This is a genomic window from Variovorax sp. VRV01 (assembly GCF_014852545.1).
Classification (GTDB): Bacteria; Pseudomonadota; Gammaproteobacteria; order Burkholderiales; family Burkholderiaceae_C; genus Variovorax; species Variovorax beijingensis_A.
Window position 1 is genome coordinate 65,836 of the sequence record NZ_JACVBS010000015.1, and the last position, 24,058, is coordinate 89,893.

General features: G+C 65.5%; 23 protein-coding genes. 10 read left to right on the plus strand and 13 right to left on the minus strand.

All coding sequences use genetic code 11. The features are described from left to right. Positions 1-53: 53 nt before the first annotated feature. Positions 54-1,574, minus strand: a complete 1,521-nt coding sequence (locus tag IB278_RS23990) for a tripartite tricarboxylate transporter permease (RefSeq protein ID WP_145747070.1) — start codon at positions 1,572-1,574, stop codon at positions 54-56. A gap of 10 nt (positions 1,575-1,584) precedes the next feature. Next, entirely contained in the window at positions 1,585-2,007 is a 423-nt protein-coding gene (locus IB278_RS23995; protein WP_410000821.1) for a tripartite tricarboxylate transporter TctB family protein, read from the minus strand. A gap of 310 nt (positions 2,008-2,317) precedes the next feature. On the opposite strand from IB278_RS23995, the gene IB278_RS24000 reads away from it, so the two are divergent. Continuing rightward, positions 2,318-3,580, plus strand: a complete 1,263-nt coding sequence (locus IB278_RS24000; protein ID WP_145747068.1) for an MFS transporter — start codon at positions 2,318-2,320, stop codon at positions 3,578-3,580. A 25-nt stretch (positions 3,581-3,605) separates the two neighbouring features. Here IB278_RS24000 and IB278_RS24005 read toward each other — a convergent pair whose 3' ends face one another. Further along, positions 3,606-5,066 (minus strand): GGDEF domain-containing protein, encoded by a 1,461-nt coding sequence (locus IB278_RS24005; protein ID WP_192325916.1) that lies wholly within the window; start codon positions 5,064-5,066, stop codon positions 3,606-3,608. Between the two features lie 61 nt (positions 5,067-5,127). Next, positions 5,128-5,487 (minus strand): copper-binding protein, encoded by a 360-nt coding sequence (locus IB278_RS24010; protein WP_192325918.1) that lies wholly within the window; start codon positions 5,485-5,487, stop codon positions 5,128-5,130. 114 nt (positions 5,488-5,601) lie between these two features. Here IB278_RS24010 and IB278_RS24015 point away from each other — a divergent pair, with 114 nt between their 5' ends. Both IB278_RS24015 and IB278_RS24020 read left to right on the plus strand, forming a co-directional pair. Beyond that, positions 5,602-7,974 carry a DNA polymerase II gene (locus IB278_RS24015; RefSeq protein WP_192325920.1) on the plus strand — a complete coding sequence of 791 codons (2,373 nt, stop codon included), beginning with the start codon at positions 5,602-5,604 and terminating at the stop codon, positions 7,972-7,974. Between the two features lie 61 nt (positions 7,975-8,035). Continuing rightward, positions 8,036-8,686, plus strand: coding sequence for a hypothetical protein (locus IB278_RS24020; RefSeq protein WP_192325921.1), 651 nt, complete (start codon positions 8,036-8,038; stop codon positions 8,684-8,686). Positions 8,687-8,730: 44 nt separating this feature from the next. Here IB278_RS24020 and IB278_RS24025 read toward each other — a convergent pair whose 3' ends face one another. The 5 genes from IB278_RS24025 to IB278_RS24045 form a co-directional block, all read right to left on the minus strand. Next, entirely contained in the window at positions 8,731-9,132 is a 402-nt protein-coding gene (locus tag IB278_RS24025; RefSeq protein WP_145747063.1) for a GreA/GreB family elongation factor, read from the minus strand. 351 nt (positions 9,133-9,483) lie between these two features. Then, the gene (locus IB278_RS24030; RefSeq protein ID WP_225613124.1) at positions 9,484-9,885 is read right to left on the minus strand and encodes a DUF2845 domain-containing protein; all 402 of its coding nucleotides are present in this window, start codon (positions 9,883-9,885) and stop codon (positions 9,484-9,486) included. 108 nt (positions 9,886-9,993) lie between these two features. After that, positions 9,994-10,386, minus strand: a complete 393-nt coding sequence (locus IB278_RS24035) for a VOC family protein (protein ID WP_192325923.1) — start codon at positions 10,384-10,386, stop codon at positions 9,994-9,996. 294 nt (positions 10,387-10,680) lie between these two features. After that, the gene (panD, locus tag IB278_RS24040; protein WP_145747062.1) at positions 10,681-11,082 is read right to left on the minus strand and encodes an aspartate 1-decarboxylase; all 402 of its coding nucleotides are present in this window, start codon (positions 11,080-11,082) and stop codon (positions 10,681-10,683) included. 787 nt (positions 11,083-11,869) lie between these two features. Beyond that, positions 11,870-12,598: a phosphatase PAP2 family protein gene (locus tag IB278_RS24045; RefSeq protein WP_145747060.1), complete on the minus strand. Its 729-nt coding sequence runs from the start codon at positions 12,596-12,598 to the stop codon at positions 11,870-11,872. A gap of 378 nt (positions 12,599-12,976) precedes the next feature. Here IB278_RS24045 and IB278_RS24050 point away from each other — a divergent pair, with 378 nt between their 5' ends. Next, the gene (locus tag IB278_RS24050; protein ID WP_145747059.1) at positions 12,977-13,162 is read left to right on the plus strand and encodes a hypothetical protein; all 186 of its coding nucleotides are present in this window, start codon (positions 12,977-12,979) and stop codon (positions 13,160-13,162) included. 31 nt (positions 13,163-13,193) lie between these two features. Here IB278_RS24050 and IB278_RS24055 read toward each other — a convergent pair whose 3' ends face one another. The 4 genes from IB278_RS24055 to IB278_RS24070 all read right to left on the minus strand — a co-directional run bounded on the left by IB278_RS24055 (position 13,194) and on the right by IB278_RS24070 (position 17,033). Further along, on the minus strand, positions 13,194-14,567 hold the full coding sequence (locus IB278_RS24055) for an ATP-binding protein (RefSeq protein ID WP_192325925.1): 1,374 nt from the start codon (positions 14,565-14,567) through the stop codon (positions 13,194-13,196). Next, positions 14,536-15,222, minus strand: coding sequence for a response regulator transcription factor (locus tag IB278_RS24060; protein WP_192325927.1), 687 nt, complete (start codon positions 15,220-15,222; stop codon positions 14,536-14,538). The genes IB278_RS24055 and IB278_RS24060 overlap by 32 nt, the downstream gene beginning before the upstream one ends. Before the next feature lie 15 nt (positions 15,223-15,237). Beyond that, positions 15,238-16,083 carry a MipA/OmpV family protein gene (locus IB278_RS24065; RefSeq protein WP_192325929.1) on the minus strand — a complete coding sequence of 282 codons (846 nt, stop codon included), beginning with the start codon at positions 16,081-16,083 and terminating at the stop codon, positions 15,238-15,240. Between the two features lie 149 nt (positions 16,084-16,232). Further along, positions 16,233-17,033: a GntR family transcriptional regulator gene (locus IB278_RS24070; protein WP_186454280.1), complete on the minus strand. Its 801-nt coding sequence runs from the start codon at positions 17,031-17,033 to the stop codon at positions 16,233-16,235. A 241-nt stretch (positions 17,034-17,274) separates the two neighbouring features. Here IB278_RS24070 and IB278_RS24075 point away from each other — a divergent pair, with 241 nt between their 5' ends. The 6 genes from IB278_RS24075 (at position 17,275) to IB278_RS24100 (ending at position 24,009) form a co-directional block, all read left to right on the plus strand. Next, positions 17,275-18,363: a porin gene (locus tag IB278_RS24075; protein WP_192325931.1), complete on the plus strand. Its 1,089-nt coding sequence runs from the start codon at positions 17,275-17,277 to the stop codon at positions 18,361-18,363. A gap of 77 nt (positions 18,364-18,440) precedes the next feature. Continuing rightward, the gene (locus IB278_RS24080) at positions 18,441-19,856 is read left to right on the plus strand and encodes an acyclic terpene utilization AtuA family protein (protein WP_192325933.1); all 1,416 of its coding nucleotides are present in this window, start codon (positions 18,441-18,443) and stop codon (positions 19,854-19,856) included. A gap of 3 nt (positions 19,857-19,859) precedes the next feature. Continuing rightward, entirely contained in the window at positions 19,860-20,168 is a 309-nt protein-coding gene (locus tag IB278_RS24085) for a DUF4387 domain-containing protein (protein ID WP_145747052.1), read from the plus strand. A 68-nt stretch (positions 20,169-20,236) separates the two neighbouring features. Continuing rightward, entirely contained in the window at positions 20,237-21,220 is a 984-nt protein-coding gene (locus tag IB278_RS24090) for a Bug family tripartite tricarboxylate transporter substrate binding protein (RefSeq protein ID WP_192325935.1), read from the plus strand. Between the two features lie 48 nt (positions 21,221-21,268). Beyond that, complete coding sequence (locus IB278_RS24095) at positions 21,269-22,330, plus strand: AbrB family transcriptional regulator (protein WP_192325937.1); 1,062 nt, start codon at positions 21,269-21,271, stop codon at positions 22,328-22,330. Positions 22,331-22,335: 5 nt separating this feature from the next. After that, a complete protein-coding gene (locus IB278_RS24100) occupies positions 22,336-24,009 on the plus strand; it encodes an AMP-binding protein (RefSeq protein ID WP_192325939.1) in 1,674 nt (557 codons plus the stop codon). Positions 24,010-24,058 lie beyond the last annotated feature (49 nt).

Genomic DNA, 24,058 nt, shown 5'->3' on the forward strand with positions numbered 1-24,058 from the left:
GAGAATGGCCGGCAAGCTGAGGGTGCTTGCCAGACCGCGGCTTTCTTTCGCTGCTACTCCTGCGGCTCCAGCGCCATGGGCGGCGCAACGGCGACCTTCTTTCGGGCCTGCAGCACGAACGAAACCACCTGCCACACGACGAAGACGCCGATCAGGCTCAGCAAGGTGCCGCTGATGGGACGCGACACGAAGGTGCCGAAGCTTCCGCGGCTCAGCAGCATCGCGCGGCGGAAGTTCTCCTCGAGCATCGGCCCGAGGATGAAGCCGAGCATGAGCGGCGCGGCGTCGAGCTCGAGCCGCATGAACATGTAGCCCATGAAGCCGAACGCGGCGGTGATGAACACATCGTCCAGGTTGTTGTTGACGCTGTAGGTGCCGATGCAGCAGAAGAACAGGATCGACGGGAACAGCACGCTGTACGGAATCTTGAACACCGAGAGCCAGTAGCGCACCAGCGGCACGTTCAGCACCAGCAGGAACACGTTGCCGATCCACATGCTGGCCACCAGGCCCCAGAACAGCTCCGGATGGCTCGCGATCATGTTCGGCCCGGGCTGGATGCCCTTGATGATGAAGGCCGCCAGCATCAGCGCCATCACGGCGTTCTCGGGAATGCCGATGCTCATCAGCGGGATGAAGCTCGTGCGCGCCGCCGCTTCGTCGGCTGCGGCCTGGCCGGCCACGCCCTCGATGCAGCCGGTGCCGATCTCGTGCTTGTACTTGCTGACCTTCTTGTCCAGCGCGTAGGCCGCGAACTGCGCGATGGTGGGGCCGCCGCCGGGCAGGATGCCCAGGAACGAGCCGACCACGCTGCCGCGCAGCGCGCTGGGGATGATCCGCTTGAACTCGGCCCAGGTCGGAATGAGGTTGATCTTGCCGTTGAAGGGCGAGCGTTCCTCGCGGGAGTCGAGGTTCTTGGTGATCTCGGCAATGCCGAAGCAGCCGAGCGCGATGCTCACGATGCCCACGCCGTCGGTCAGGAAGGGCATGTCCATGGTGAAGCGCGCCATGCCGCTGTTCACGTCGGTGCCGATGGTGCCGAGCAGCACGCCGATCATGCACATCGCCAGGCCGTTGAGCAGGCTGCCGGTGGTGACGAAGCTCACGCACACGAAGCCCACCAGCATCATCGCGACGTAGTCCGCCGGGCCGAACAGGAAGGCGACCTCGCCCAGCACGGGCGCAAGGAACGACAGCACCAGGATCGAGACCGTGCCGCCGATGAAGCTGGAGAAGCCGGCCGTGAACAGCGCCAGGCCGGTCTTGCCCTTGAGCGTCATCGCGTAGCCGTCGATGCAGGCCACGATGCTGCTCGCATGCGGGATCTTCATCGTGATCGCGCTCACGCTGTCGCCGTACTGCGCACCGTAGTAGATGCCCGCCAGCATGATCAGCGCACCGGTGGTGGGAATGGAATAGGTCAGCGGCAGCAGCAGGCTGATGGTGGCCAGCGGCCCCAGGCCGGGCAGCAGGCCGACCAGTGTTCCCACCGTGCAGCCGATGGCGCAGTACATCAGGTTGTGCCAGGTCAGGGCGTGCGAAAAGCCGAACGCCAGGTTGTTCAGGACTTCCATCGTCGTCTCCTCAGAACAGCGGCAGGTTGAGGCCGAGGAGCTTCTGAAGCGCCAGCGCCATGGCGATCAGTCCGGCCGAGATCTTGAGGTTGCGCACCCAGGAGTTCGAGCTGCCGGCAAACGCCGAGCAGAACACCATGAAGACGATGCCCGCGATCATGTTCAGGTACATGGAGATCAGCGCGAAGCCGCACAGGCTCGTGAGGATGAGCGCGATGTTCTTGAAGTGCAGGTCCAGCTTCACCGGCTCCACGAAGAACGAGCGCACGACGGTCGACACGCCGATCAGCAGCAGCAGGCCGCTCACCATGGCGGGGAAAAGACCCGCGCCGGCGCGGCTCAGGTCTCCGATGGGGTAGCGAAGCGCCGTGAGGCCGAAGGCCAGCGCGATTGCCATGAGGAAGAGTCCCCTGACAAGATTTCTGTTTCTCATACGTTCCCGATGTATTGAGGGTTGTCGAACGCAACCGGCGCAGGTGGACTCCGCCCGGGCTTGTCTCCATCCGGATGGAACTCCGGACGGTCACATGGTCTTGCGCCGAGCTGATCGCAATCTGACGAGAAGCTGAGGGGAACTACGTACCGCGATGGGGTCTCTGCTAGCATGGCCTTGCCGGGAAAACAGCCTCCCGGCCTGCACAACCAGACGGTGTCCCGTCCAAGCGCTGGCAACCCGTGATGGAGCCATCCGTGGACACCGCCCTGCCTGATTCACCCCCCGCACACGCCGTGGAGCCCCGCCCATGAGCGCGGCACCATCGCCTTCGCCGCGCACCGGACTTGCGCGCCTGCTGCCCGCAGGCGTCAGCGCCGATGCACTGCCCCTGCTCGCCGCGCGGGGGCTGCGCGCCTTCGGCGACGGCTACATGGCGGTGCTGCTGCCGGCCTACCTGCTGTCGATCGGCCTGGGCACGCTGGAAGTCGGCATCGTCAGCACGGCGACCATGCTGGGCTCGGCCCTTGCCACGCTCGCGGTGGGCGCCTGGGGCTACCGCTTCGCGGGCGGGCGGCTGCTGCGCGGCGCCGCCTTGCTGATGGCCGCCACCGGGCTGGGCTTTGCGGGCCTGTCCTCGTTCTGGCCGCTGCTGGTGGTCGCGCTGGTCGGCACGCTCAATCCGAGTTCCGGCGACGTCAGCGTGTTCCTTCCGCTCGAGCACGCGCGCCTTGCGGCGGCGGCGCAAGGCCATGCCCGCACCGCGCTGTTCGCGCGCTACAGCCTGCTGGGTGCCTTGTGTGCGGCCATGGGTGCGCTCGCGGCCGCCGTGCCGGACTGGCTGGTTCGGCACAGCCACTTCGCGCGGCCCGACGCGCTGCGCGGCATGTTCGCGGTCTACGCCGCGATCGGGCTCGCCGTCTTCTGGCTCTACCGCAAGCTGCCTGACCACGCCGGCGTCCACGAGGCGGGCAGCGCACCCGTGGCACCGGCACCCCTCGGGCCGTCGCGCCGCGTGGTGGTGCGGCTGGCGGCGCTCTTCAGCGTCGATGCCTTTGCCGGCGGACTGATGGTCAATGCGCTGATGTCGCTGTGGCTGCTGGAGCGCTTCGGCTTCTCGCTGACCCAGGCCGGCGTGTTCTTCTTCTGGACCGGCCTGCTCGGCGCGGCGTCGCAGCTTGCCGCCCCCGTGGTGGCCCGGCGCATCGGCCTGCTCAACACCATGGTCTTCACGCACCTGCCCGCCAATGTCTGCCTGGTGCTGGCCGCGCTGGCGCCGAGCCTGCCGATCGCGCTCGGCCTGCTGATGGTCCGCAGTGCGCTGTCGTCGATGGACGTGCCCACGCGCACCGCCTACGTGATGGCGGTCGTGACGCCGCCCGAACGCAGCGCCGCGGCGAGCTTCACCGCCGTGCCGCGCAGCCTGGCCGCGGCCATCAGCCCGACGCTCAGCGGCGCGCTGTTCGCGGCCGGATGGATCTCGCTGCCGCTCGTCGCCTGCGGGCTGCTCAAGATCTGCTACGACCTCGCGCTCTGGCGCGCCATGCGGCGGGACCGGCTCGACGCGGAGTGAAAACCGGCATCGCCGCCGGCGCGCCCTAGTCGCGCCGGCGCTCGGCCCCGCTGTCGCGGTAGTGGCGCGCCTTTTCCTCGTACATCGCGCGGTCTGCGCGCTGCAGCGCCGCATCGAGCAGGTCGCCGGCCTCGCAGGTCGCCACGCCGACCGCGAGGCTCAGCAAGCGGCCGCTCTGGCCCGCATAGAACTGGTTGTTCAGGTCGAGCATGGAGGCAATGCGGTCGCGGATGGCCTCCGCCCCGCGCTCGTCTGTCTTCGGCAGCACGACCGCGAATTCGTCGCCGCCGATGCGCGCGGGCCAGCCGGGCTCGTCGACCGCCTTGCTCAGCACCTCGCCCACGCGCCGCAGCAGCGCGTCGCCGGCGGCGTGTCCTTCCTCGTCGTTGACGGGCTTCAGGCCGTTCAAGTCGATCACCAGCACCGACACCGGCCACGGCCCCTTGCGCGACAGCCGGTTCAGCTCTTCCGAGAAGAAGGCGCGGTTGCGCAGCTGCGTCAGCACGTCGTGCTTGCCCAGGTATTCGAGGTAGGCCTCGGCCTTCTTCCTGGCCGTGATGTCGATCAGCGACACCAGCACGAGGTCCCAGGTGGCGAGCCGGTCCTCGAGCACGGCGAACTGCATGTGGATGTTGAGCAGGTCGCCCGTCAGCGCGTAGTTGATGACCTCCCGCTGCTGCAGCATCTTGCCGCTCCAGAGGTCCTGCAGCTGTTCGGCGAAGGAGTCGTGCATCTCGTCGCGGAAGATGTCCGAGATGTTCTCCAGCAGCTCGTCCTTGTCGGCCGCGCCGAACATGCGCAGGGTTTCCCGGTTGACGTCGATCACGCGGATCTCGCGCATGCAGCGCGTGATGAACTCCGGGTGCACCTTGATGAAGGTCGTGAAGTCGCTGATGCCGCGCTTGCGCACGTCATCGAGCAGGATCTTGACCGCGCTGAAGTCCTCCACCCACAACGACACCGGCGAACGTTCGAACAGCTCGCGCGCATAGCGCTCGCTCTCCAGGCGCAGCCGCTCGGCCTGCACGCGTTCGGTGATGTCGTCCAGCGACACCAGCACGCGATCCCACGTCGCCTCGTGTCCGGGCAGCACCTGCACGCGCACATGCACGTCGAGCCGGCGGCCGTCCAGCGCATAGTTGACCGTCTGGTTGCCGAAGCCGAGATTGCCGCGCCAGAGCTGGTCCAGCTCGTGGATCACGGGAGCGGTCATGTCGTCACGGAAGATGCTGTCGAGCCGGGACAGCAGCTCGGCCTGGCTCTGGGCACCGAAGAGGGTGAGCGTGCTCTGGTTGACGCTCAGCACCTTCAGCTGTGCCATGCAATCGCGCACGCGCTGCGGTTCGGCATTCAGGTGGTCCACCAGATCCACGACGCCGGCGCTGCGCCAGGCGTCGAACAGCTGGCGCAGCCCGCTGTAGTCCTCGAGCCAGAGCGACATCGGCGCAAACTCGAACAGCGATTCGTAGTCGGTGGAGGACGGCATGGGTTTTCCTTCGTGCGCGGGATTGTGCCCGCAATGATGCACTCCCCGGCCGGCTGAAGCCTCAGCCGCATTCCTGGAAGCGCTTGCATTCGGCGGTGATGCGGATGGACGTCAACGTGTTCTCGCCGTCGATGTGCCTTGCGGTGAACCTCACCCATGAACCCTCCGCAATGCCGGCCAGCAGCGTCCGGTCCCTCACCCTGAATCTCTGGACCGTGAAAGGAAGCTTGGCCCTTGGTAGCAGCTTCAGCCGGACATACAGCTTGCCGTCGGCCTCCTGGCTGGCGGAGACGAGGCGCGCATACGTGGTCACCGGCACTGCTTCTGCAGCGGCTTCGGCCGGCCGCGGCTCCGCCGATTGAGCGGCCGCTCCATCCACGGTGGCGAGGCCCAACGCAGTCATGAGGACGAAGCGCAGCATGTTCGTGGAGGAAGTGAAGTTGCCGGGATTCTGCCAAACCCGTCCCGCTGCCGGGCGAAAATCGCCTGTGCCCCCGTCCGTCCTCCCGCCTTGCCCGAACCTTCAAGCTCTCTCGTGACATTCACCGAACTCCAGGGCTTCATCCTCACGCGCCACTGGCGTGACGCGCCCGCCGGCACGGAGATCGCGTACTGGCTGGCCACCGATGCGGGACCGAGGAAAGTGGTCCTGACCTCACGGCGCAGCGTCGCGTTCGTCGCCACCCGGCACAGGGCGGCGGTCCAGGCCCACCTCGCGGCCATGCCGGGCGTGCAGCTGCGCGAGCTCGCGCTCAAGACCTTCCAGCAGGAAGCGGTGCTCGGTGTCTATGCGACGCACTTCCGCCAGCTCGGCCGGTTGGCACGCACCCTCCAGGCCCAGGGCATTCCCCTGCTCGAAGCCGACGTGCGCCCGCACGACCGCTACCTGATGGAACGCTTCATCACCGCCGGCGTGCGGGTGGAAGGAGGGCGGGCAGCGCACGCCACCATCGTCGACTGCAAGCTCAGGCCCGCGCCCGAATACCGCCCCGTGCTGAAGGTCGTGTCGCTGGACATCGAGACGAGCCAGCACGAAGCGCTCTATTCCATTGCGCTGGACGGCACGCCGGAGCGTGTCGTCTTCATGCTGGGCGAACCGCCGCCGGAGCCGGGCGGGCCCATGGATTTTTCGCTCGTCTACTGCCCGTCCCGCAAAGACATGCTCGATCAGCTCAACGATTGGTTCGAGCGCAACGACCCCGACGTCATCATCGGCTGGAACGTCATCCAGTTCGACCTGCGGGTGCTGCAGAAGACCGCCGACGACTGCGGCGTGCAGCTCCTGCTCGGGCGGGAGCGCCGCCCCATCGAATGGCGCACCCATCCGGGCAAGCAGGGCTACCTGTTCGCGCCGACACCGGGCCGGGTCGTCATCGACGGCATCGACGCACTCAAGGCCGCGGTGTGGAGCTTCCCGTCCTTCAGCCTCGAGACCGTCTCGCAGGCGCTGCTCGGTGAAGGCAAATCCATCGGCGACGCGTACGACAAGATGGCCGAGATCGAGCGGCGCTACCAGGAAGACAAGCCCGCGCTCGCGCGCTACAACATCCGCGACTGCGAGCTGGTCCTGCGCATCTTCGACAAGGCGAAGCTGCTGCAGTTCATGATGGAGCGGGCCCAGACCACCGGCCTGCAGGCCGACCACTTCGGTGGCTCCATTGCCGCGTTCAGCCACCACTACCTGCCGCGGATGCATCGGCTGGGCTACGTGGCGCCGAACGTGGGCGAGATTGCGAGCAAGGCCTATCCCGGCGGCTACGTGATGGACTCGAAGCCGGGGTTCTACGACTCCGTCGTGGTGCTGGACTACAAGAGCCTCTACCCTTCGATCATCCGGACCTTCCTGGTCGATCCGGTGGGCCTCGTCGAGGGCTCGAACGCCGGCGAGCCGGCCGGGCTCGTCAAGGGCCCGCAGGGCACCGTCTTCTCGCGCGACAGGCACTGCCTGCCCGCGATCGTGACCACCCTCTGGCGCGCCCGGGACGAGGCCAAGCGGGCGAAGAACGAGCCGCTGTCGCAGGCGCTGAAGCTGCTCATGAACTCCTTCGCCGGCGTGCTGGGTGCGTCCGAGTGCCGGTTCTTCAACCCCAAGCTGGTGTCCGCCGTCACGCTTCGCGGGCACGAGATGATGAAGCTCACGCGCGAATTCGTGGAGCAGCGGGGCTACGAAGCCATCTATGGCGACACCGACTCCATCTTCGTCTGGCTCAGGCGCGCCCACACCAACGAGGAGGCGCACGCCGTCGCGGCCAGCCTGGCGGCCGACATCAACGGCTGGTGGACGCGCACGCTGCGCGAGGAACAGGGCCTGGAGAGCTTTCTCGAAATCGAGGTCGACACCCACTACAAGAAGTTCTTCATGCCCACCATCCGCGGCTCGGAGGTCGGCAGCAAGAAGCGCTACGCAGGCCTCAGTGTGGATGCCGCGGGCCAGGAGGAGATGGTGTACCGCGGCCTCGAGATGGCGCGCAGCGACTGGACCCCGCTCGCGCGGCAGTTCCAGCAGGGCCTGCTGTCACGCATCTTCCAGGGCGAGCCCTACAAGGCGTTCGTCACCGACTATGCGCGGTCGACGCTGGCCGGCGCCAAGGACGACCTGCTCATCTACCGCAAGCGCCTGCGCCATCGGCTCGACGCCTACCTGGTCAACGTGCCGCCGCAGGTCCGGGCCGCGCGCATCGCGGACGAACACAATGCCCGGATCGGCCGGCCCATGCAGTACCAGACGGGCGGCTGGATCGAATACGTCATGACCCGAAACGGGCCGGAGCCGCTGGAAACCCGTCACTCGCGCATCGACTACGAACACTACCTCACGCGGCAGCTCCAGCCGATTGCCGACGCCATTCTTCAGCCCATGGGAGAAAGCTTCATGGCCTTGACGACTTCGCAACGCGGGCTCTTCTAGACCGCCATGGCCGACGATATTCATCCCGATAATGCGATCCTTTGTCCGGATCCAGAAAAAGATGAGTGCCGCAGATTTCCTTTTCTCCCCCGAGGTGCAGAAGCTCCTGAAGGTCGTCTACGCGGCGCCCGACCAACCGCTTGCGCCGGACGAGCTCGCCCGGCGTTCGAAGCTCGATCCCGCCGATGCGGCGCGCATCCTGGAGCACCTCGTCGGCAGCGGCATCCTGAAGAGGCAGAAGCCGAAGGCGGACGGGTCCGACACCCTCACGCTCGACCGCTCGTTCGTCTTCCACGATGAACTGCGCAGCATCGCGCTGAAGTCGTTCGCCGCCGCCGAACCGCTGCGCTCGATGCTGCGCAGCAAGTTCAAGGATTCGGTCCTGCGTGCCTTCCTGCTGGGAGAGGACAAGGACGGCACCGTGGAGCTCCTGGTCGTGCACGGCCAGTCGATACCCGATGAAGCCGCCATGGCAGCCGCCTGCCAGAAGCTGTCGAAGACCATCCACCGTCACCTGAAGGTGCACGTCATATCGAACCACAGGTTCAACAGCCTGGCGGTGCGCGACCCGCTCGCGTCCAAGCTGGCAGCGGCTGGCGCGCTCGAGATCATCGCGCTCGGAGACACCAAGGCCCAACCGCCCGTCGAGCGGGTCGGCCTCCTGCAAAGCGCGAAGAAGAAGCTGGCAACGCTGTCCCGCCCGTCCTCCTGAGCCGGGATCGATGAAGGCATGGACGCCGGCGTTCGACGGCCCGCCTACGTGGTGTAGTCGCCCGTCGCCTCGGGCTGAAAGAGGATCGCCGCGATCTCCGCGGCGCATGCCTCTCCGTTCGGGGCTTGCCACCTGGCGGTGTCTCCCACCTTCAGGCCGAGCAGGCTGGTTCCGACCGGCGACAGCACCGAGATGAGGCCGGCCGCGGGCCTGGCCTCTTCGGGATAGCTGATGGTCAGCGTCTGCCGCCGACGCGTGTGCGTGTCGACGATCTCGACGCGCGAGCACATCGTCACGATGTTGCCGGGCACGGCCCTCGAGCTGGTCACCTCGGCACAGTCCAGAAGATCCGCAAGGCTCGGCGGCAGGTTGAGCCTGGGCAGCTTGTTCAGGCGGGCGAAGTCAAGTTCGGTGAGCGTGCGCTCGCCGTGGATCGTTGCATGCATTGACGCACTCCATTCGTGCGGACCCGTCGATCAACGACGGTGGCCGCGGACGCGCGGGACTGGGGCCCGGCGGTGGATGGTTGCGCTGAAAGGGAAGGAAGAAAGGAAGCGACCGCCGGGCCTAGAAATGTGCGGGCGGTGGCCTGCGGCCCGCCTTCAAGGCCGCGCGTGCACGCGCACACGCCGCTGCGGCAAGCAGCGCCGCGCCGGTGCGGGCGAGGACGAGGGGAGTCGACATGCTGCGTAGTCTATTCAGCGTGTCGTGGCGGGGCAAGCAATGCCCTCAGGGTTCTTGCCAGATTGCCGTGTCCTGCGTCGATGAACGGCCCGGCTCCTCCGATGGCCTGGCCTTCATCGGTTGCGGTCGCCGTCGCGCACGGATTCGATCGCGCCGTTGTAGATGCGTACGATCCCGAAGAACGCACCGGGTCCCCGGTCGTACGTCCACTCCTCCATGGGCACGCATTGATTCGCAAGCATCGCACTGGGGCTGCCCGCGCGATAGGGCGTCACCACCCAGCCCAGCTGCAGCATCGGCACGCAGACGCTCTGGCGATAGATCGGCTCGCCGCACTTCTGAAGCAGCGACACAGGCGAGTCCCCCTTGCTCACGAGGGAGCCGTTGCAGCCCATGGATTGGGAGGCTTCAGCGGAGGGCACAAGGATGGCCGTGAATGCCGCGGCCAGCCGGGAGGCCCAGCGGCGAGGACGCAACAACACAGGCCGGGTGCGGGAGCGCTTCATGCTGACCATCGAAGGAATCCTGTGCCCGTCACTGTACTGCTTTCGCGTCGAGGCGCGTTCGTCGGCCGCTCCGAGCCAGGTTCGAAACGTCCGTCGGCTCTCGCGCGGCAAGCTGGCTCAGCTTCCCGCCCGCGGTGCCAGGTCCTGACCGATCATGAGGCGGTGCCCGTCGGGCGTGGCGACCGCGAACTCTCGCACGCCATGCGGCTTGTCTGCCGGCGGCTGCAGGATCAACGCGCCGTGCCGGACGAATTCTTCATGGAGTGCATCGACGTCATCCACATGCAGATATCCGAAATAGCTGTGGTCGCCCGTCGCAGACGGTGGGATGGCGTCCGGGCAATGGCCGATCATGATGCGCACATCTCCTCGCGAAAGAAGCTGCCACCCGGTTCCTTCCGGCCACTGCGCCTCGAAGCCCAGGGCATCCCTGAAGTAGGCGGTGTTTCGTTCGAGATCCGGCACCGCCAGCACGAACGAAAACGGGCGCAGTTGGTTGGCTTGCGACATCGGATGTCCTCTGGGTGTGGTGGTCGGCCCGGCAAATTCTGCCCGACCCGCGGACCACGGCTTCTGGCCGTCGTCCGGCGGGGCGCGAGCCTCTGCGGCGCAAGGCGACGGCCGAGCTCGCAGGCGGCGTCAACGAGGGAGACCTTCTTCATCGCGCCTCTTGCGGGAGCTCGGGTGTCCGAATCCTGCCGCGTTTCTTCGGACGGCGTGGAGGGCATTCAGGCGATGCAGGCTTCCCGTCACTTCTTCGTCGGGAGCGACTTGCGCGCGCGGCCCGTCCCTTGCGTCGCCGCGTCAGGCCGCGATGGTCTCGCCCGAAGCTGCCTGCACCGGAATGTGCGCGCGCTCTTCCTTGATGCGGTTGGCCGCGTCCACGAACACCAGCTTGGGCTTGTAGCCCGCCACCTGGTCTTCGGGCACCAGGCCGAACGCCGCGATGATGATCAGGTCGCCCACCGAGGCCCGGCGTGCGGCCGAGCCGTTGACCGAGATGATCCCGGTGCCGCGCTCGCCGCGGATCGCGTAGGTGACGAAGCGCTCGCCGTTGTTGATGTTCCAGATGTGGACCTGTTCGTTCTCGGCCAGGTTGGCGGCGTCGAGCAGGTCTTCGTCGATGGCGCAGGAGCCTTCGTAGTGCAGTTCGCAGTCGGTGACGGCAACGCGGTGGATCTTGGACTTGAGCAGGGTGCGGAACATGAGCGGACTCTTTCTCTTTGCGACAAGGTGGTCGGACCGGCGTCCCTCGGTGAGCACGGCGGAACGACGGGTGCCGCACGCGCGGCGGCCGTAGGATAGCCCGATCCTCACCGGGTGAGCTTCGCGGCCCTTGCCTCGCCTGATATATCGGCAAGCTGGCGGCCGGGAATGTTGCGCACCCTTCGCGACGAGGCCGGATCGTTCGCCGATGGCTTCATGCAAGACGCCTCGGCGGTCGTCAACACGATGCAGGCACGCCGGGCCACCGCCTGGGGCGCGCGCCGCGGGCACACCACCATCGCCAATTCGGTGCGCTGCGCCTTGCGCGGTTCAAGCGTCGCGTGGTCACGGAGGTGCTCGAGGCGTTCCAGTCGTCAAATAGCCGGAGACCGCGCATGATCGATGCGAGCTGTTTTTGCGGCGGGACACGGTTGTGAGGCCGGGGCCTGGGTGTGCGAGAGAGAACGCACGCGGCAGGTGTGCCGCGCGCGTTTCCACGTGCGGCGAGGTTGGGGCGATGGACCCTCCGTGGCGGGTGTCCTGAGCCATCGGAACCTCCTACGCTGTGGTGGCCCCGTTGGGTTGCCTGGGCCAGCATCAAGGTCGTGAAAGCGCACGTGGCTATCGATTGCGGGCGCGCCATCAACCCTGGGCAGGTTGAAGCCCAGCGTACCACCGCTTGCGCCGGCATTGGCAGCAGCTGCCTCGGCCTTGTCTGGCAGGCAGGTGCGTCGGCTGCCCCTTGCTGACGAAGTTCTGGCTTGAGTTGCTGCTGGGTCTTTCGCGATCATCGCCTTTGCTCTGGTGCCGGGGCACTGCGCCAGTGCCAGGGACGCCGCAACGGCCAGTTCGATCGAGGTGCAAATATGCGCGATGCCCAGAAGCCCTCGCACCACGCGGCAATGACCGCGGACGTGATCACGTCGCTCGGAAAGTGCTCGAGCGCGAGAACGCGGCAGGTGCTTGGGATGGCTGCCACCGTCAACAAGCATTTGCGCCAGTTCGGAAAAAGGTCGGCGAGGACGAACGCAACGGCAAACGCCGTGAACGCGTGGCTTGACGGAAACGAGTTGAAAGGTGCGCCGGCAAAGGGCGCGGCGAAGCCGTACTGTCCGTTCTCCAGGAGCAGGAAAGGACGGGCCCGAGCGACAACATGCTTGAGAACCAGCGTCAAGAAGCCGCCTGTCAGCAGAGTCAGGAGCATCAGCAGGCTTGCGCGGACCCAATGCTCACAACGGTGTTTCCAGTGCCTCAGCGCCGGCACCGACAACGCAAGAAGGCCTGAGGCGTAGATGCCCAACGCAGCGGTTCCATAGAAGCGGGCGTCGGCGACATCGCTGACCGTGTCGAAGAGGTCGGAGCACTCCGCTGTCAGATGCGCGTGGATGACCCGGATGACTGCGGCGTCCAACCAGACCGCCATGGCGACGCCGCCGCCAAGCAGCGCGCCGATGGACTTCAGGAAACAAGCAGCCGAAGTGTCATTGCGGCCGCTGTCGCCAGGGCTGCTCGTCATCCCGCGAAGCCATCGCTCGGCATCGTTGCTGCGGATGGGGCGGAGGAGGAGGGCGCCGCCGTTTCGGAAAGAAGAACTGAGGACACATGGGCTCCGGTTTGATCGTGTCCGGATGCTCCACCCCCTAGCCTTGCTGCATCCTTACCGGACCTGCCCAGCTCGAAGGTGCGATGCCATTCGCCAGGTAAGCCGAGGGTAAGGCCGATGGGCCGAGCATTCAGGCTTCATCACCATCGGACCTCGTCATGCTGTGTGCCCCTATCGTCCCCGTTCCCTGCGGCCCAAGAGTTTCGCCGTGACGCCAAATGCGCTCGACGGGGCCTTGACCCGCCCGCACCGAAAACCGAAGTCTGCGGCTCAGCCCTTCAGCTCGTCGACATGCGACTGACCGTCAAGCTCTTCGCGAGATTCCGTTGGGCCCGAAGCCTCGGGTCATGGTTGTTCGATACCTGGCTGCTGGACGTCCTGACTGGCCTTGCGCTGATCGCCGTCGCGCTCAAGCTTCAGCGGTTCATTGATGACGGCGCCATCACCTTCTGGTTGCTGCTTTGCTTCGAACACTGAATCCTTGACAGCGCCGAAGCAGCAATCGTCGTTACGGTGCGAATGCGAGCACAAAGTCCGTCCCGGGCGATGCCGCGTGTGCTGTCAATCGCCAGCCGTGCGCCAGTGCGATCTCCCGGCATATGGCGAGGCCCAGTCCCGCGCCTTCGTCGCGCCGGCCCGCGCCCCGCCAGAAGCGATCGAAAATCATCGGCAGATCACCAGTCGGGATACCGGCGCCTTCGTCGCGAACCGAGATCCGCCGTGCGTCGGCCCTAAGCCGTACCACGCCATGAGGTGGCGAATGCTGGATCGCGTTCTCCAGGAGATTCTTCAATAGCGTGAAGAGCGCACCTCGGTCAGCCTGCCAGGACAGCGAGTCCGGCTCGACCCGCAAGTCCAGATGCACCTCGCGGCGTGCGGCAAGTCGTTCGAGATAGTCGCCAACTTCGTCAACCAGTGCGGCTGCACCGACAAGGCCGACCTCGTAGTTGCACAACTCCGTCGCCTCGGCCAGGTGCAGAAGTTGACTGACGTGCCGGGCCATCTGATCCACGTCGCGGATCAAGACACCGCGATCGAAGGTGGCATCACTGTCGCCGCCCAGTTCGATCTGCCCACGGATCAACGAGAGCGGTGTCTTGAGCTCGTGCGCAGCCGCCGCAAGAAAATCCTGCTGCGCGACGTAACCGCTTTCCAGGCGGTCGAGCGCGCGATTGAAGGCCTCGACCAGCGGCATCATCTCCGAGGGCAGTCCTTGCACGCTCAAGCGGGCGTCGAGCGTGCGCGGCGTGATGCGTGCGGCACTCTCGGACGCTATCCGCAGCGGCCTGAGCATGCGGCCCAATGTGAAATGCATGGCCACGGCGAACACCAGGACCGACGCGAGGCACGCAAGCAGAATGCCTTGCCCGAGGGCTGGCAGACCGACGCTGCGGTCCATGACCTCGATCAGGCGCTGGCTCACCGCCACCTGCACATACCATCGCTGCCCCTCGTGATCGAGGCTATGTGTCGCGGCACGCACCGCAAGGCCGTCTGAAACCGAATCGAACGTATGGTCACGCGGCTCGAAGCCCTTGCCTTCCTCGAGCAGCGCTAGAGCGTCCTGCATTGCCGGCATCACGACGTCGCCGGCCGCGTCGAGTACGCGAACGGATGTCTCTTTCCCCATGCCTGAATACAACCAGGTCGCGAGTTCCGATTCGTTTAATCCGGTCGGGCGTCCTGTCGCATCGAATTGCAGCTGCCGCCCGATCAACCGCGCATGGGTGGAGATTCCTTCATTCAAGGTGTTCCCGCGCAGAAGCAGCGTGGCAGCACTCACGACCACGATCACCACGATGCAGACCAGGATGCCGGCCACGTACGTCGCCAGCAGCCGTGTGCCGAGGCTATGTGGCCAGTGAAGCTTCACGAAGCGCATAGCCACGTCCCCTTACAGTGATGATCTGCAGCGCCGAGCCCACGGCCTGCAGCTTTCTACGCAGGCGATGCAGCGCCACATCGAGGGCATTGGGCGTGACAGCCTCCGAAAGTCCCCACGCGGCTGATTCGAGTGCGCTGCGGCGCACAGTCTGGCCGCCGCTGCGCACAAGGCAAAGCATGATCTGAAGCTCGGCGGCCGCGAGCGTGACGGCATCGCAGTTGCAGGTCAGCGTTCCGCTCTCGGGGCGTACGCAGATGTCGGCATACACAGGCGACAGGCTCAGCAGTTGGGCCGGGCGCCGCAGCAGCGCGCGCACGCGCGCGACGAGTTCTTCCATCGGAAAGGGCTTGACCAGGTAGTCGTCGGCGCCCGACTCCAGGCCATCGACGCGGTCATGCAGGGCATCCCGCGCCGTCAGCATCAGGCACGGCGTACGCGTGCCGACTGCGCGCAGCCGCCGCACCAGTTCGAGGCCATCGCCATCGGGCAGCCCGCGATCGATCACAAACGCTGCATACGGCGTCCGGCGCAGCGCGTGCCAGGCGACATCGATGCGCCCGAACACATCGGCCTCGATGCCCGCGCCGAGAAGCGCCTTGCACACCAAGGTGGCCATGCGATCGTGGTCCTCGATCAGCGCGATGCGATTCATGCGGCCGGCGTTGCGTCAAAAACGATAGAGATAGCCCACGGAGAGCGACGTCTGGCTCGATCGGTCGACCAGCGGGCTGTTCTTGATCTGCTTGCCCAGTTGCGTGGCGCTGACGTCGACAAACACCGCCTGGTGAGAATCGATCGTGTAGCCCACACGCAGTCCGATCTCCGTGTTGACGGTCGAAGCGCCCAGGTATGCGGGACGTCCGGGGAGGCTCTCTTCGGTGCGCACGCCGTAGTAATAGTCGACGTATTTTTTATCCAGCCAGTTGGCGGCCACCCGTGGGGTCACCGTGAAACTGCCCGCGCGAAAATCGCGCTGCACGCCGAGCCGAAACTGCTGGCCCTTGCTCTTGCCCGAGGCATCGCCGAGCCATTCGGCCGAGACGTCGGCGATCTCGTTGTGCCAGGTGACGCCGGCGCCGAGCCACACGCTGCCCTTGCGTTCCTGCATACCCCCCAGAATGGATGCATCGCTCGGCTCGTAGCCTCCGAGGCCGTACTTGGCGCGCAGACCGAAGGACAAGGATGAATTGGCGCCCAGCTCGACCTCCGGCAGCTTGAGTTCCGCACCCGCACCAAGCACTCGCACATAGCGGTTTTCATAGAAAATGAGTGGAATGCCCTGGGTCTTTGTGCCCGCGCCGGTGTACGGCTGCTGCTTGACGCCGGCGGCAATGCCGATGCCCCAGCGAGAGGCATCGGCCGACAGCCGAGGCTGCGACCCGGCGGCGGCCGGAGGTTGATCGAGGCTGCCTTCCTGCGCCCACGTGGCAGGCGAAGTAAGCAGCGTCAGCGAAGCACTGAAAAGCAATGGGGGGAAAGCGAAAAGGATACGAGTCGACGAAGCACGCGGCATGGCGGAGCCAATCAGGGTTGTGAGGGAGCTCCGATCGTCGATGCACTGGTCTTACCGAATTCTTACCGGGGTCGGCCGCGCGCCGATGCTGCTCGTATGCCGCTACCTTCCAAAGCGCGCAGACCCACAGCTGGACCGGGAAGCCAGGATCATCCTTGGTCAGCGCCGTAGCCATGGATGTCGTGAATGAGCTTGGCTTCGTACATGCGGTCGAGGTCTTGCTCTTCGTGGCTGAACACGACGCGACTGCGCTCCGATGTCATGTAAGCCATCAGGTACATCACCGTCTTGCCCACGTCCTTGCTGACGAGACGTGCAACGCACAGCAACGGTGAACCGACCTCCACATGCAAGCTCGCCGCCACGTGAGGATCCGCGGCGACAGCGGAAATCTCCTCGGTCACGTATCGAAACCGTACGCCCTCTGACAACAGCATCTCGGTGATCGAGCGTCTCTCGAGCGTGTCATTCTTGATGGAGCCTGCGTACTCCGGCATCACCCAGGAGTCGATGAAGAGCAGGGGAACACCGGATATGGAGCGAAGACGGCTGGCGTACATCACCTGCGCATCCTCGGCCAGCCCCATGGCCGCTGCGACCAGGGGCGGCGGCGAGCACTTCGATACCTCGAGGACGGTGACCTTCGTCTGCTTTGACCGTTTCGCCAGGGACTCCGTGAATGTGGAGCCGGTGCGGTTCTGAGGCTTGGCCGCTGTTTGCTTGACGAAGGTGCCTCGTCCGAGGCGCTTCTCCAGCCATCCTTCTTCCACCAGATCCGCTACCGCGCGCCGCACCGTGATGCGCGAGACACCAAAGGACTGGCATAGCTGGTCCTCGTTGGGTATCGGGTCGCCTTCCCTGTAGACGCCCCGCCTGATCTGTTCCCGAAGAGCCAGGAACAGCTGGCGATGCAAGAGGTCACCGCGTTCGCGGCGAAGGATCACTGACATTGTGTCTTCTCGACTCATCTCGTGGCTGGAGGTTGCATTGTCGGCGAGGTCCGTCGCGCGTCCCAACAAGGTCGTGCGTGAACACCAGGGGATGCGTGCCCCCGGGATGGACCGGTGGAGCGGGTTTTCACTGACATGTAATTATGACATCATGCTTGCATAATCACCCCACCGATTTGCAAGCGGCCCGGGCGCCTGACATTCGGCCAAAAAAACCAATTCATCCGCCTGAGGAGACACTGTGAAGAACGCAACGATGAGGCGCCGCATTGCGGTTGCAGGGGGCGCTACGCTTGCCGTGAGTGGCATTGCTTTTGCGCAGACGGGCAGCGTTCAGATCTATGGTCGGATCTCTGCCGGCATCTCGCACAAGTCCGGTCAGACCGGCGCCACGACCGAGGTCAGCAACTACTTGCTGAACGGGTCCTACCTGGGGTTTCGTGGCAGCGAGGACCTCGGCGGTGGCCTGAGAGCGATCTTCCGTCTCGAAACCAACGTTGACACGGACACCGGAGAGGTGGGTTCCCGAGGGAAGTTCTGGCATCGCGAATCGACCGTCGGCCTTGCCAACGAGGCGTTCACGCTGACGTTCGGTCGCCAGTTCCATGCCTCCACGGACCGTGTCACGCGAAGCCTGGATGTCTTCAGCGTGAGTGGGGCGAGCCTGCACGTCACGCCGCTGGCGCTTTTTGGCGTCAACAAGTTTGCAGGCAACGATTCGCGCAGCGACGACGTCATCAAGGTCCGCTGGGACGGCCCGGCGGGAATTACGGCGGCTTTGAGTGCCGCGCCGAATGAAGGCTCCGGCCGAAGCATGGCTTTCGACCTGGCCCGGATCACGAATGCCTACACCATTGCCCTCTACGGCGTGACCTTCAAGTCGCCGACGCTTGCGGCAACGGGTCAATATCCCGAGCACACGGTCCTCGGCGCGGGCGGCCAGCTTCGCCTGGGCAGCAGTGCGAGGCTCTACCTGAATGTGGCGAGGGCCACGCTCGACGGTGCTGCCAGGGGGCGGCCGGAACAGGCCAACACGCTGATCACGCCGGGCTTGCGGTATGACATGGCTCCGTTCATCTTCAAGTTCTCGTACACGCTGGACCGCGGCAAGAACATCAACAACGTGGCGGGCCGCGACGGCAAGAAGAAGACCGCGATTGCCGCCGTCGACTATCAACTCTCCCGGCGCACGGCACTGAGCTTTTCGCTCTTCAGCAACGCCTTCTCGGATGGCTACAGGCTCGACCCCGTCAACATCGCCGGACTGAGCCGGGACCCGACGCGTTCTTCCACTTCCGGCTATGCCATCGGGGTCCGTCACGACTTCTGAGTTCCTTCGTTCAACCTGAGCGGGCAGAGCCGCGCAGGTCGACACGACCTTCCAATCGTTTGAAAAGAAAGACAGTCATGGCCCTGCAAGGCAGTGTGAAGGTGATGGTTCCCTGCGGATCCCTGGGGTCCGGGGTCCGCGAGAGCGAAATCGAGTACGGGCTGGCCAAAGGCGCCGACGTCATTGCAACGGATGCCGGCTCCACCGACAGCGGCGCGGCCTATCTTGCGCTGGGCAAATCCAAGAACAACCGCGGAGCGGTCAAGCGTGACCTGGGCATCCTGCTGCGCGCTCATGCCAAGACCGGCATTCCGATCATCGTCGGCACGGCGGGCCAGGCGGGCGGAGACCTCAACGTCGACTGGACCCGTGACATCCTCCTGGAACTCGCGCGGGAGCTTGGCATCGCGCCGAAGATCGCGCTGCTGTACTCCGAACAGGAGAAGGCGAGCCTCAAGGCGTTCAACCGGCAAGGCAAGGTGCGGCCATTGCCGCCGCTGGGCCCGCTGGAAGACTCGGCCATCGACGCTTGCGAGCACATCGTCGGCCTGATGGGCGTGGAGCCCTTCATTGCCGCGCTCGAGGCCGGCGCAGACATCGTCATCGGCGGGAGGTCCACCGACACGGCCGTCCTGGCCAGCTATCCGATCTGGAAGGGCGCGCCGTGGGGAGCTTCGTGGCACGCGGGAAAGATTGCCGAATGCGGCGCCCAGTGCTGTCTCAACCCAGCCGACGGCGCAGGGGTTCTGCTGACAATTGATGAGAGGGGCTTCGAGGTCGAGCCCTTGTCCACGACCAACCGCTGCACGCCGCACAGCGTGTCCAAGCACATGCTGTATGAAAACAGCGACCCTCACTTTCTCCACGAACCGGGTGGGGTTCTTGACGTCACCGGCGCAGTGTACGCAGCGCACGGCGAGCGTGCCGTCCGAGTGGAAGGCGCCAAGTGGGTGACGCAGCCCTACACGATGAAGCTTGAAGGCGCGGCCGCTGGAAACTACCAAACGCTGATGCTCATCGGCATCCAGGATCCCGACGTTCTCAACAATGTCAACGCGTTCCACGACCGCCTGCTGGAGGCACTCTACGAACGCACCCGCAAGTCGATTCCGGCGGAGGAACTCGGTGAGTTCCACATCTCGCTTCGCATGTATGGCTGGAACGCCGTGACGGGCGATGTGCCGGTGAACGTTCCGCCGCCGCGGGAAATCGGCGTGCTGCTGGTTGCCACGGCCGGCACCCAGGAACTGGCCAACGCGATTGCTCATGCATGCAACCCCTACTTCTTCCACTACCCGATGGTGATGAACAAGGAGCTGCCGAGCTACGGCTTCGCCTTCAGCCCGGCAGACGTTCCGCGCGGCCAGGTCTTCGAATTCAAGCTCAACCATGTTGTTGCCATCGACGACCCGCTGTCGCTGGTTCGCATGGTCTGGGCGGACGGTACGGATCGAAAAACCATCGCGGCCGCAACGGAACCCGGAAGGAACTGAGCCATGCCCAAGCTTCGTGAAGTCTGTCACCACATCCGCTCCAAGGTCGCCGGCCCGTTCTGGGTCACGGTGGATCTCTTCTTCGATGGGGAGGAAAAGTACCGGAAGTACCGCGACTGCGAAGAGCTGTCCGCGGACCTCTTCCATCGGCTGTATGGCGTGGACCCGAACCTGGTCAAGCGTATTCCGGTCGACTCGCTGCATGTCTTGAAGATCTCTTTTCCGCGAGCCAGCCCTCAAGGCGGAATGGTCGAGCGCGACATGCATTCCGGCCAGCAATACGTGCGACTGCTCGATATCGAGCTCAGGTAGACGGTCGGCCTGGAGGCCTGCCGCTCGAAGAGGTGATCCGCGTTGAACAAGAAAGCAGGAGACAGAAGATGAACCCACACCACGTGCTGCAAAGGCGGACATTCGTTGCGGCTGCGCTCGGCAGCGCCATGCTGGGATCGGCCTGGGGTTCAAGCTATCCCGACAAGCCCATCAAGCTGGTCCTGCCGGTCTCGCCGGGCTCCGCCATCGACGCGACCGCACGGCGCCTCGGCCCCGTGCTCGAAGGCCCGCTGGGCCAGGCGCTGGTCGTCGAGAACAAGCCGGGTTCCGCGGGCTTGATCGCGACCGCGCAGCTGGTCCGCAGTGCCGCCGACGGCTACACGCTCGCCATCGTGGCCTCGACCCATTGCATCACGCCGCATCTCTACAAGGCCAGCTTCCATCCTGTCCAGGACGTGCAGCCCGTCGTCGCACTCACCTCGGGTCCGCTGATCCTCGTCGTGCATGCGAGCCTGCCCGCCAAGGACGTCCAGCAGTTCGTCTCGTATGCCCGGTCGCTCCCGGAGAAGCAGTCGGTCGCGATGGGCAACCCCGGCAACGGTACGCCGCTGCACATCGCGAGCGCCCTGATGTCGCTGAAGGGCGGGTTCAAGGCGCTCCATGTCGCATACAAAGGCATCGGCGCGTACTCGACGGACCTGGCCGGAGGCCAGGTCATGGCCGGGTTCCTTCCGTGGGTGGCAGCGGCTCCGCTGATCAAGGCCGGGCAGGTCCGGGCGCTGGGCGTCAGCACGCTCAAGCGGCTGTCGGCAATGCCCGAGGTGCCTACGCTGGCGGAGTCCGGCCTTCCAGGCTTCGAGGTCGATGGCTGGTTGGCACTGATCGCGCCGAAGGGAACGCCGACGGCCATCGTCCAGCGCCTCAATGCCGAATTCAACAACGCGCTTCGCGCGCCGGAGTTCGAGCGGTTTGTCGCCGACAGCGGCGGTGCCGTCATCGGAGGCACGGTCACGGACTGCGAGAGCCTGTTCCAGCGCGACTTCACCGAATACGGCCGGCTGATCGCCCAAGCCGGCATCAAGGCCGATTGAGCGCTGCGACATCCGCACCGACTGCTGCAAGCGCGTTCGCGACGATCCATGCCACCCAAGACAATCCTCCAATGGACGCTGCTGATGGCGGGCGCCGGCGCGTCCGTGGTGCTGTTGCGCGCACTGCATGTTCCCGGTGCGGTGCTGTTGGCGCCGATGCTCGTGGCCATCGGTTTCGCGTTGAGCGGCGCGGGCCTGGAACTGAAGCCCGGCATCTTCCTGCCCGTTCAAGCGGTGCTCGGCTGCATGGTCGCCTCTGTCGTCAGCCGGGACCTGCTGCAACTGATCGCGGACCACTGGGCGGTGGTACTGGCAGTGAACGTCCTGAGCGTTGTTGCTGCAGCTATCGTCGCCGTGGTGTTCACGCACCGTGGCTGGCTGCCGGGGCAGTCCGCCATATGGGGGTTGTCCCCGGGTGCGGCCTCGACCATGATGATGTTGGGAGAACAGCAAGGGGCAGACCCGCGCGTGATCGCCCTGATGCAGCACCTTCGCATCGTCTTCGTGACGCTGACGGCCGTCGCGGTCGCGGGGCTCGTCGGGACGAGTGGCGAGCCCGCCGCTTCGCCGCCGGCGACCGTGTTCCTCTCCGGTGCGGTGTCTGCCGATGTGATCGCGGTGCTGGCCGTGCTGATCGCCGCAGGTGTTGCGGTCGCCATCGCAACCAAGTGGCGGCAGGCGGCGTTCTGGTTGCCCCTCGTCGTGGGCAGCGGAACGCAGCTGGCACAGCTGAGCAGCGTGCAGATTCCCGCGGCGGTCGCGGCGGTGGCGTTCGCCGTCGGCGGCTGCTATGCGGGGCTGCGCTTCAACAAGAAGGTGTTGCTCGACAGCCTCCACCTGATGCCGGCGATGCTGCTCGGAATCCTTCTGATGACGGGCTCGTGCATCGCGCTGATGTGGCCGATCCTTCGCTCGTTCGAAGGCGTGGATGCGCTCACGGCCTTCCTCGCCATCATGCCCGGCGGCATCGATGCCGCCGTGGCGGTGGCTCACGGCATGCATGCCTGCGTGCCGGTGATTCTTGCCGTGCAGGTGATGCGGCTCATCGTCGTCACGATCCTCGCGCCGCCGATGGCGCGGCTCGTGGCCAGATATTGCGTACCCAGGTAAACCAGATGAAGAACGAGCAACAGCACCTCTACCCCAGCGGCGTGCGCAGCGACATCGACGTCGCGCCATACAGCTCCCTCGTGGAGCTCATGGATGTCGCGTTCGCGAGGCACGCCCATTCGAAGGCATACACCTTCATGGGGCGGTCCTTCACCTTCGGGCAGGTGGATGCATGGTCGGGGGCATTCGGCGCCTATCTGCAGTCCATCGGCCTGGCGCGAGGCGACCGCGTGGCCCTGATGATGCCCAACGTGCCGCAGTACCCGATTGCCGTCGCGGCGGTCCTGCGCGCGGGGCTGGTGGTGGTGAATGTCAATCCGCTGTACACGCCGCGCGAGCTCGAGCATCAACTGGTCGACTCGGGCGCGAAGGCCATCGTCATCCTCGAGAACTTCGCGGCCACCCTCCAGGCGGTCATTGCGCGCACGGAGGTCAGGCACACGGTCGTCGCGACCCTGGGCGACCTGCTCGGCCTCAAGGGCCTGCTGGTCAATCAGGTGGTGCGCAAGGTGAAGAAGCTGGTGCCACGGTTCACCTTGCCGAACCCGGCCGGCTTCCGCTCGGCGCTCGCCGCAGGGCGGAAACGTCAACTGCGGCGCGTCACGCCGTTGCCCGATGAACTGGCCGTTCTGCAATACACGGGCGGTACCACCGGCGTCAGCAAAGGCGCCATGCTTCTGCAGCGCAACCTCGTCGCCAACATCCTGCAGTCGGCCGAATGGTACGTCCCGGCCCTCGAGAAGGTTCCTCCGCGGGAGCAACTGACTTTGGTCTGCGCGCTGCCCATCTATCACGTGTTCGGCTTCACCGCCTGCGTGATGCTCGGGCTGCACATGGGTGCCAGGAACATCCTGATTCCCAATCCGCGCGACCTGAAGGCCGTGTTCAAGGAGTTGCAGGGCATGACGTTCCACAGCTTCCCGGCAGTCAACACGCTGTTCGCCGCGATGGCGAACCATCCCGGCTTCGACACGGTGAACTGGCGCAATCTGGTCCTTTCCGTCGGTGGGGGCGCTGCCGTTCAAAGTGGAGTCGCAGCGTTGTGGCTGGAGAAGACGGGCTGCCCGATCTGCGAAGGCTATGGCCTGTCCGAGACCAGCCCGTCGGTCACCTGCAATCCGGTCGACAGCGCCTCCTACACGGGAAGCATCGGTTTGCCGCTGCCCAACACGCAGATCGCACTGATCGACGACAGCGGCGCACCGGTTGCCCCGGGGCAGCCTGGCGAGATCGCGGTGCGCGGACCCCAGGTCATGGCCGGCTACTGGCGGCGTGCCGATGAAACCGAAAAGTGCATGACCCCTGACGGCTTCTTCCGTACCGGCGACATCGGCATCCGGACGGACAGTGGCCACTACAAGATCGTCGATCGCAAGAAAGACATGATTCTCGTCAGTGGCTTCAACGTCTATCCCAACGAGATCGAAGACGTCGTTTCCAGGATCCCGGGCGTCCTGGAATGCGCCGTGGTGGGAGTGCCGGATCCAGGCACTGCGGAGGCCGTGAAGCTCGTGGTGGTGAAGAAGGCGGATGGGCCGAGCGAGGGAGCCATCCGACGCCACTGCCAGGAAAACCTGACGGCCTACAAGCGGCCCAAGCTCGTGGAGTTCCGCACCGAGCTTCCCAAGTCCTCGGTCGGAAAAATCCTTCGCCGCGAGTTGCGAGCCGCGCCCACCTAGCCCCAAGAACCACTCGGAACCCTCGCTGGACTTGGTCCCGGGGGCGGAG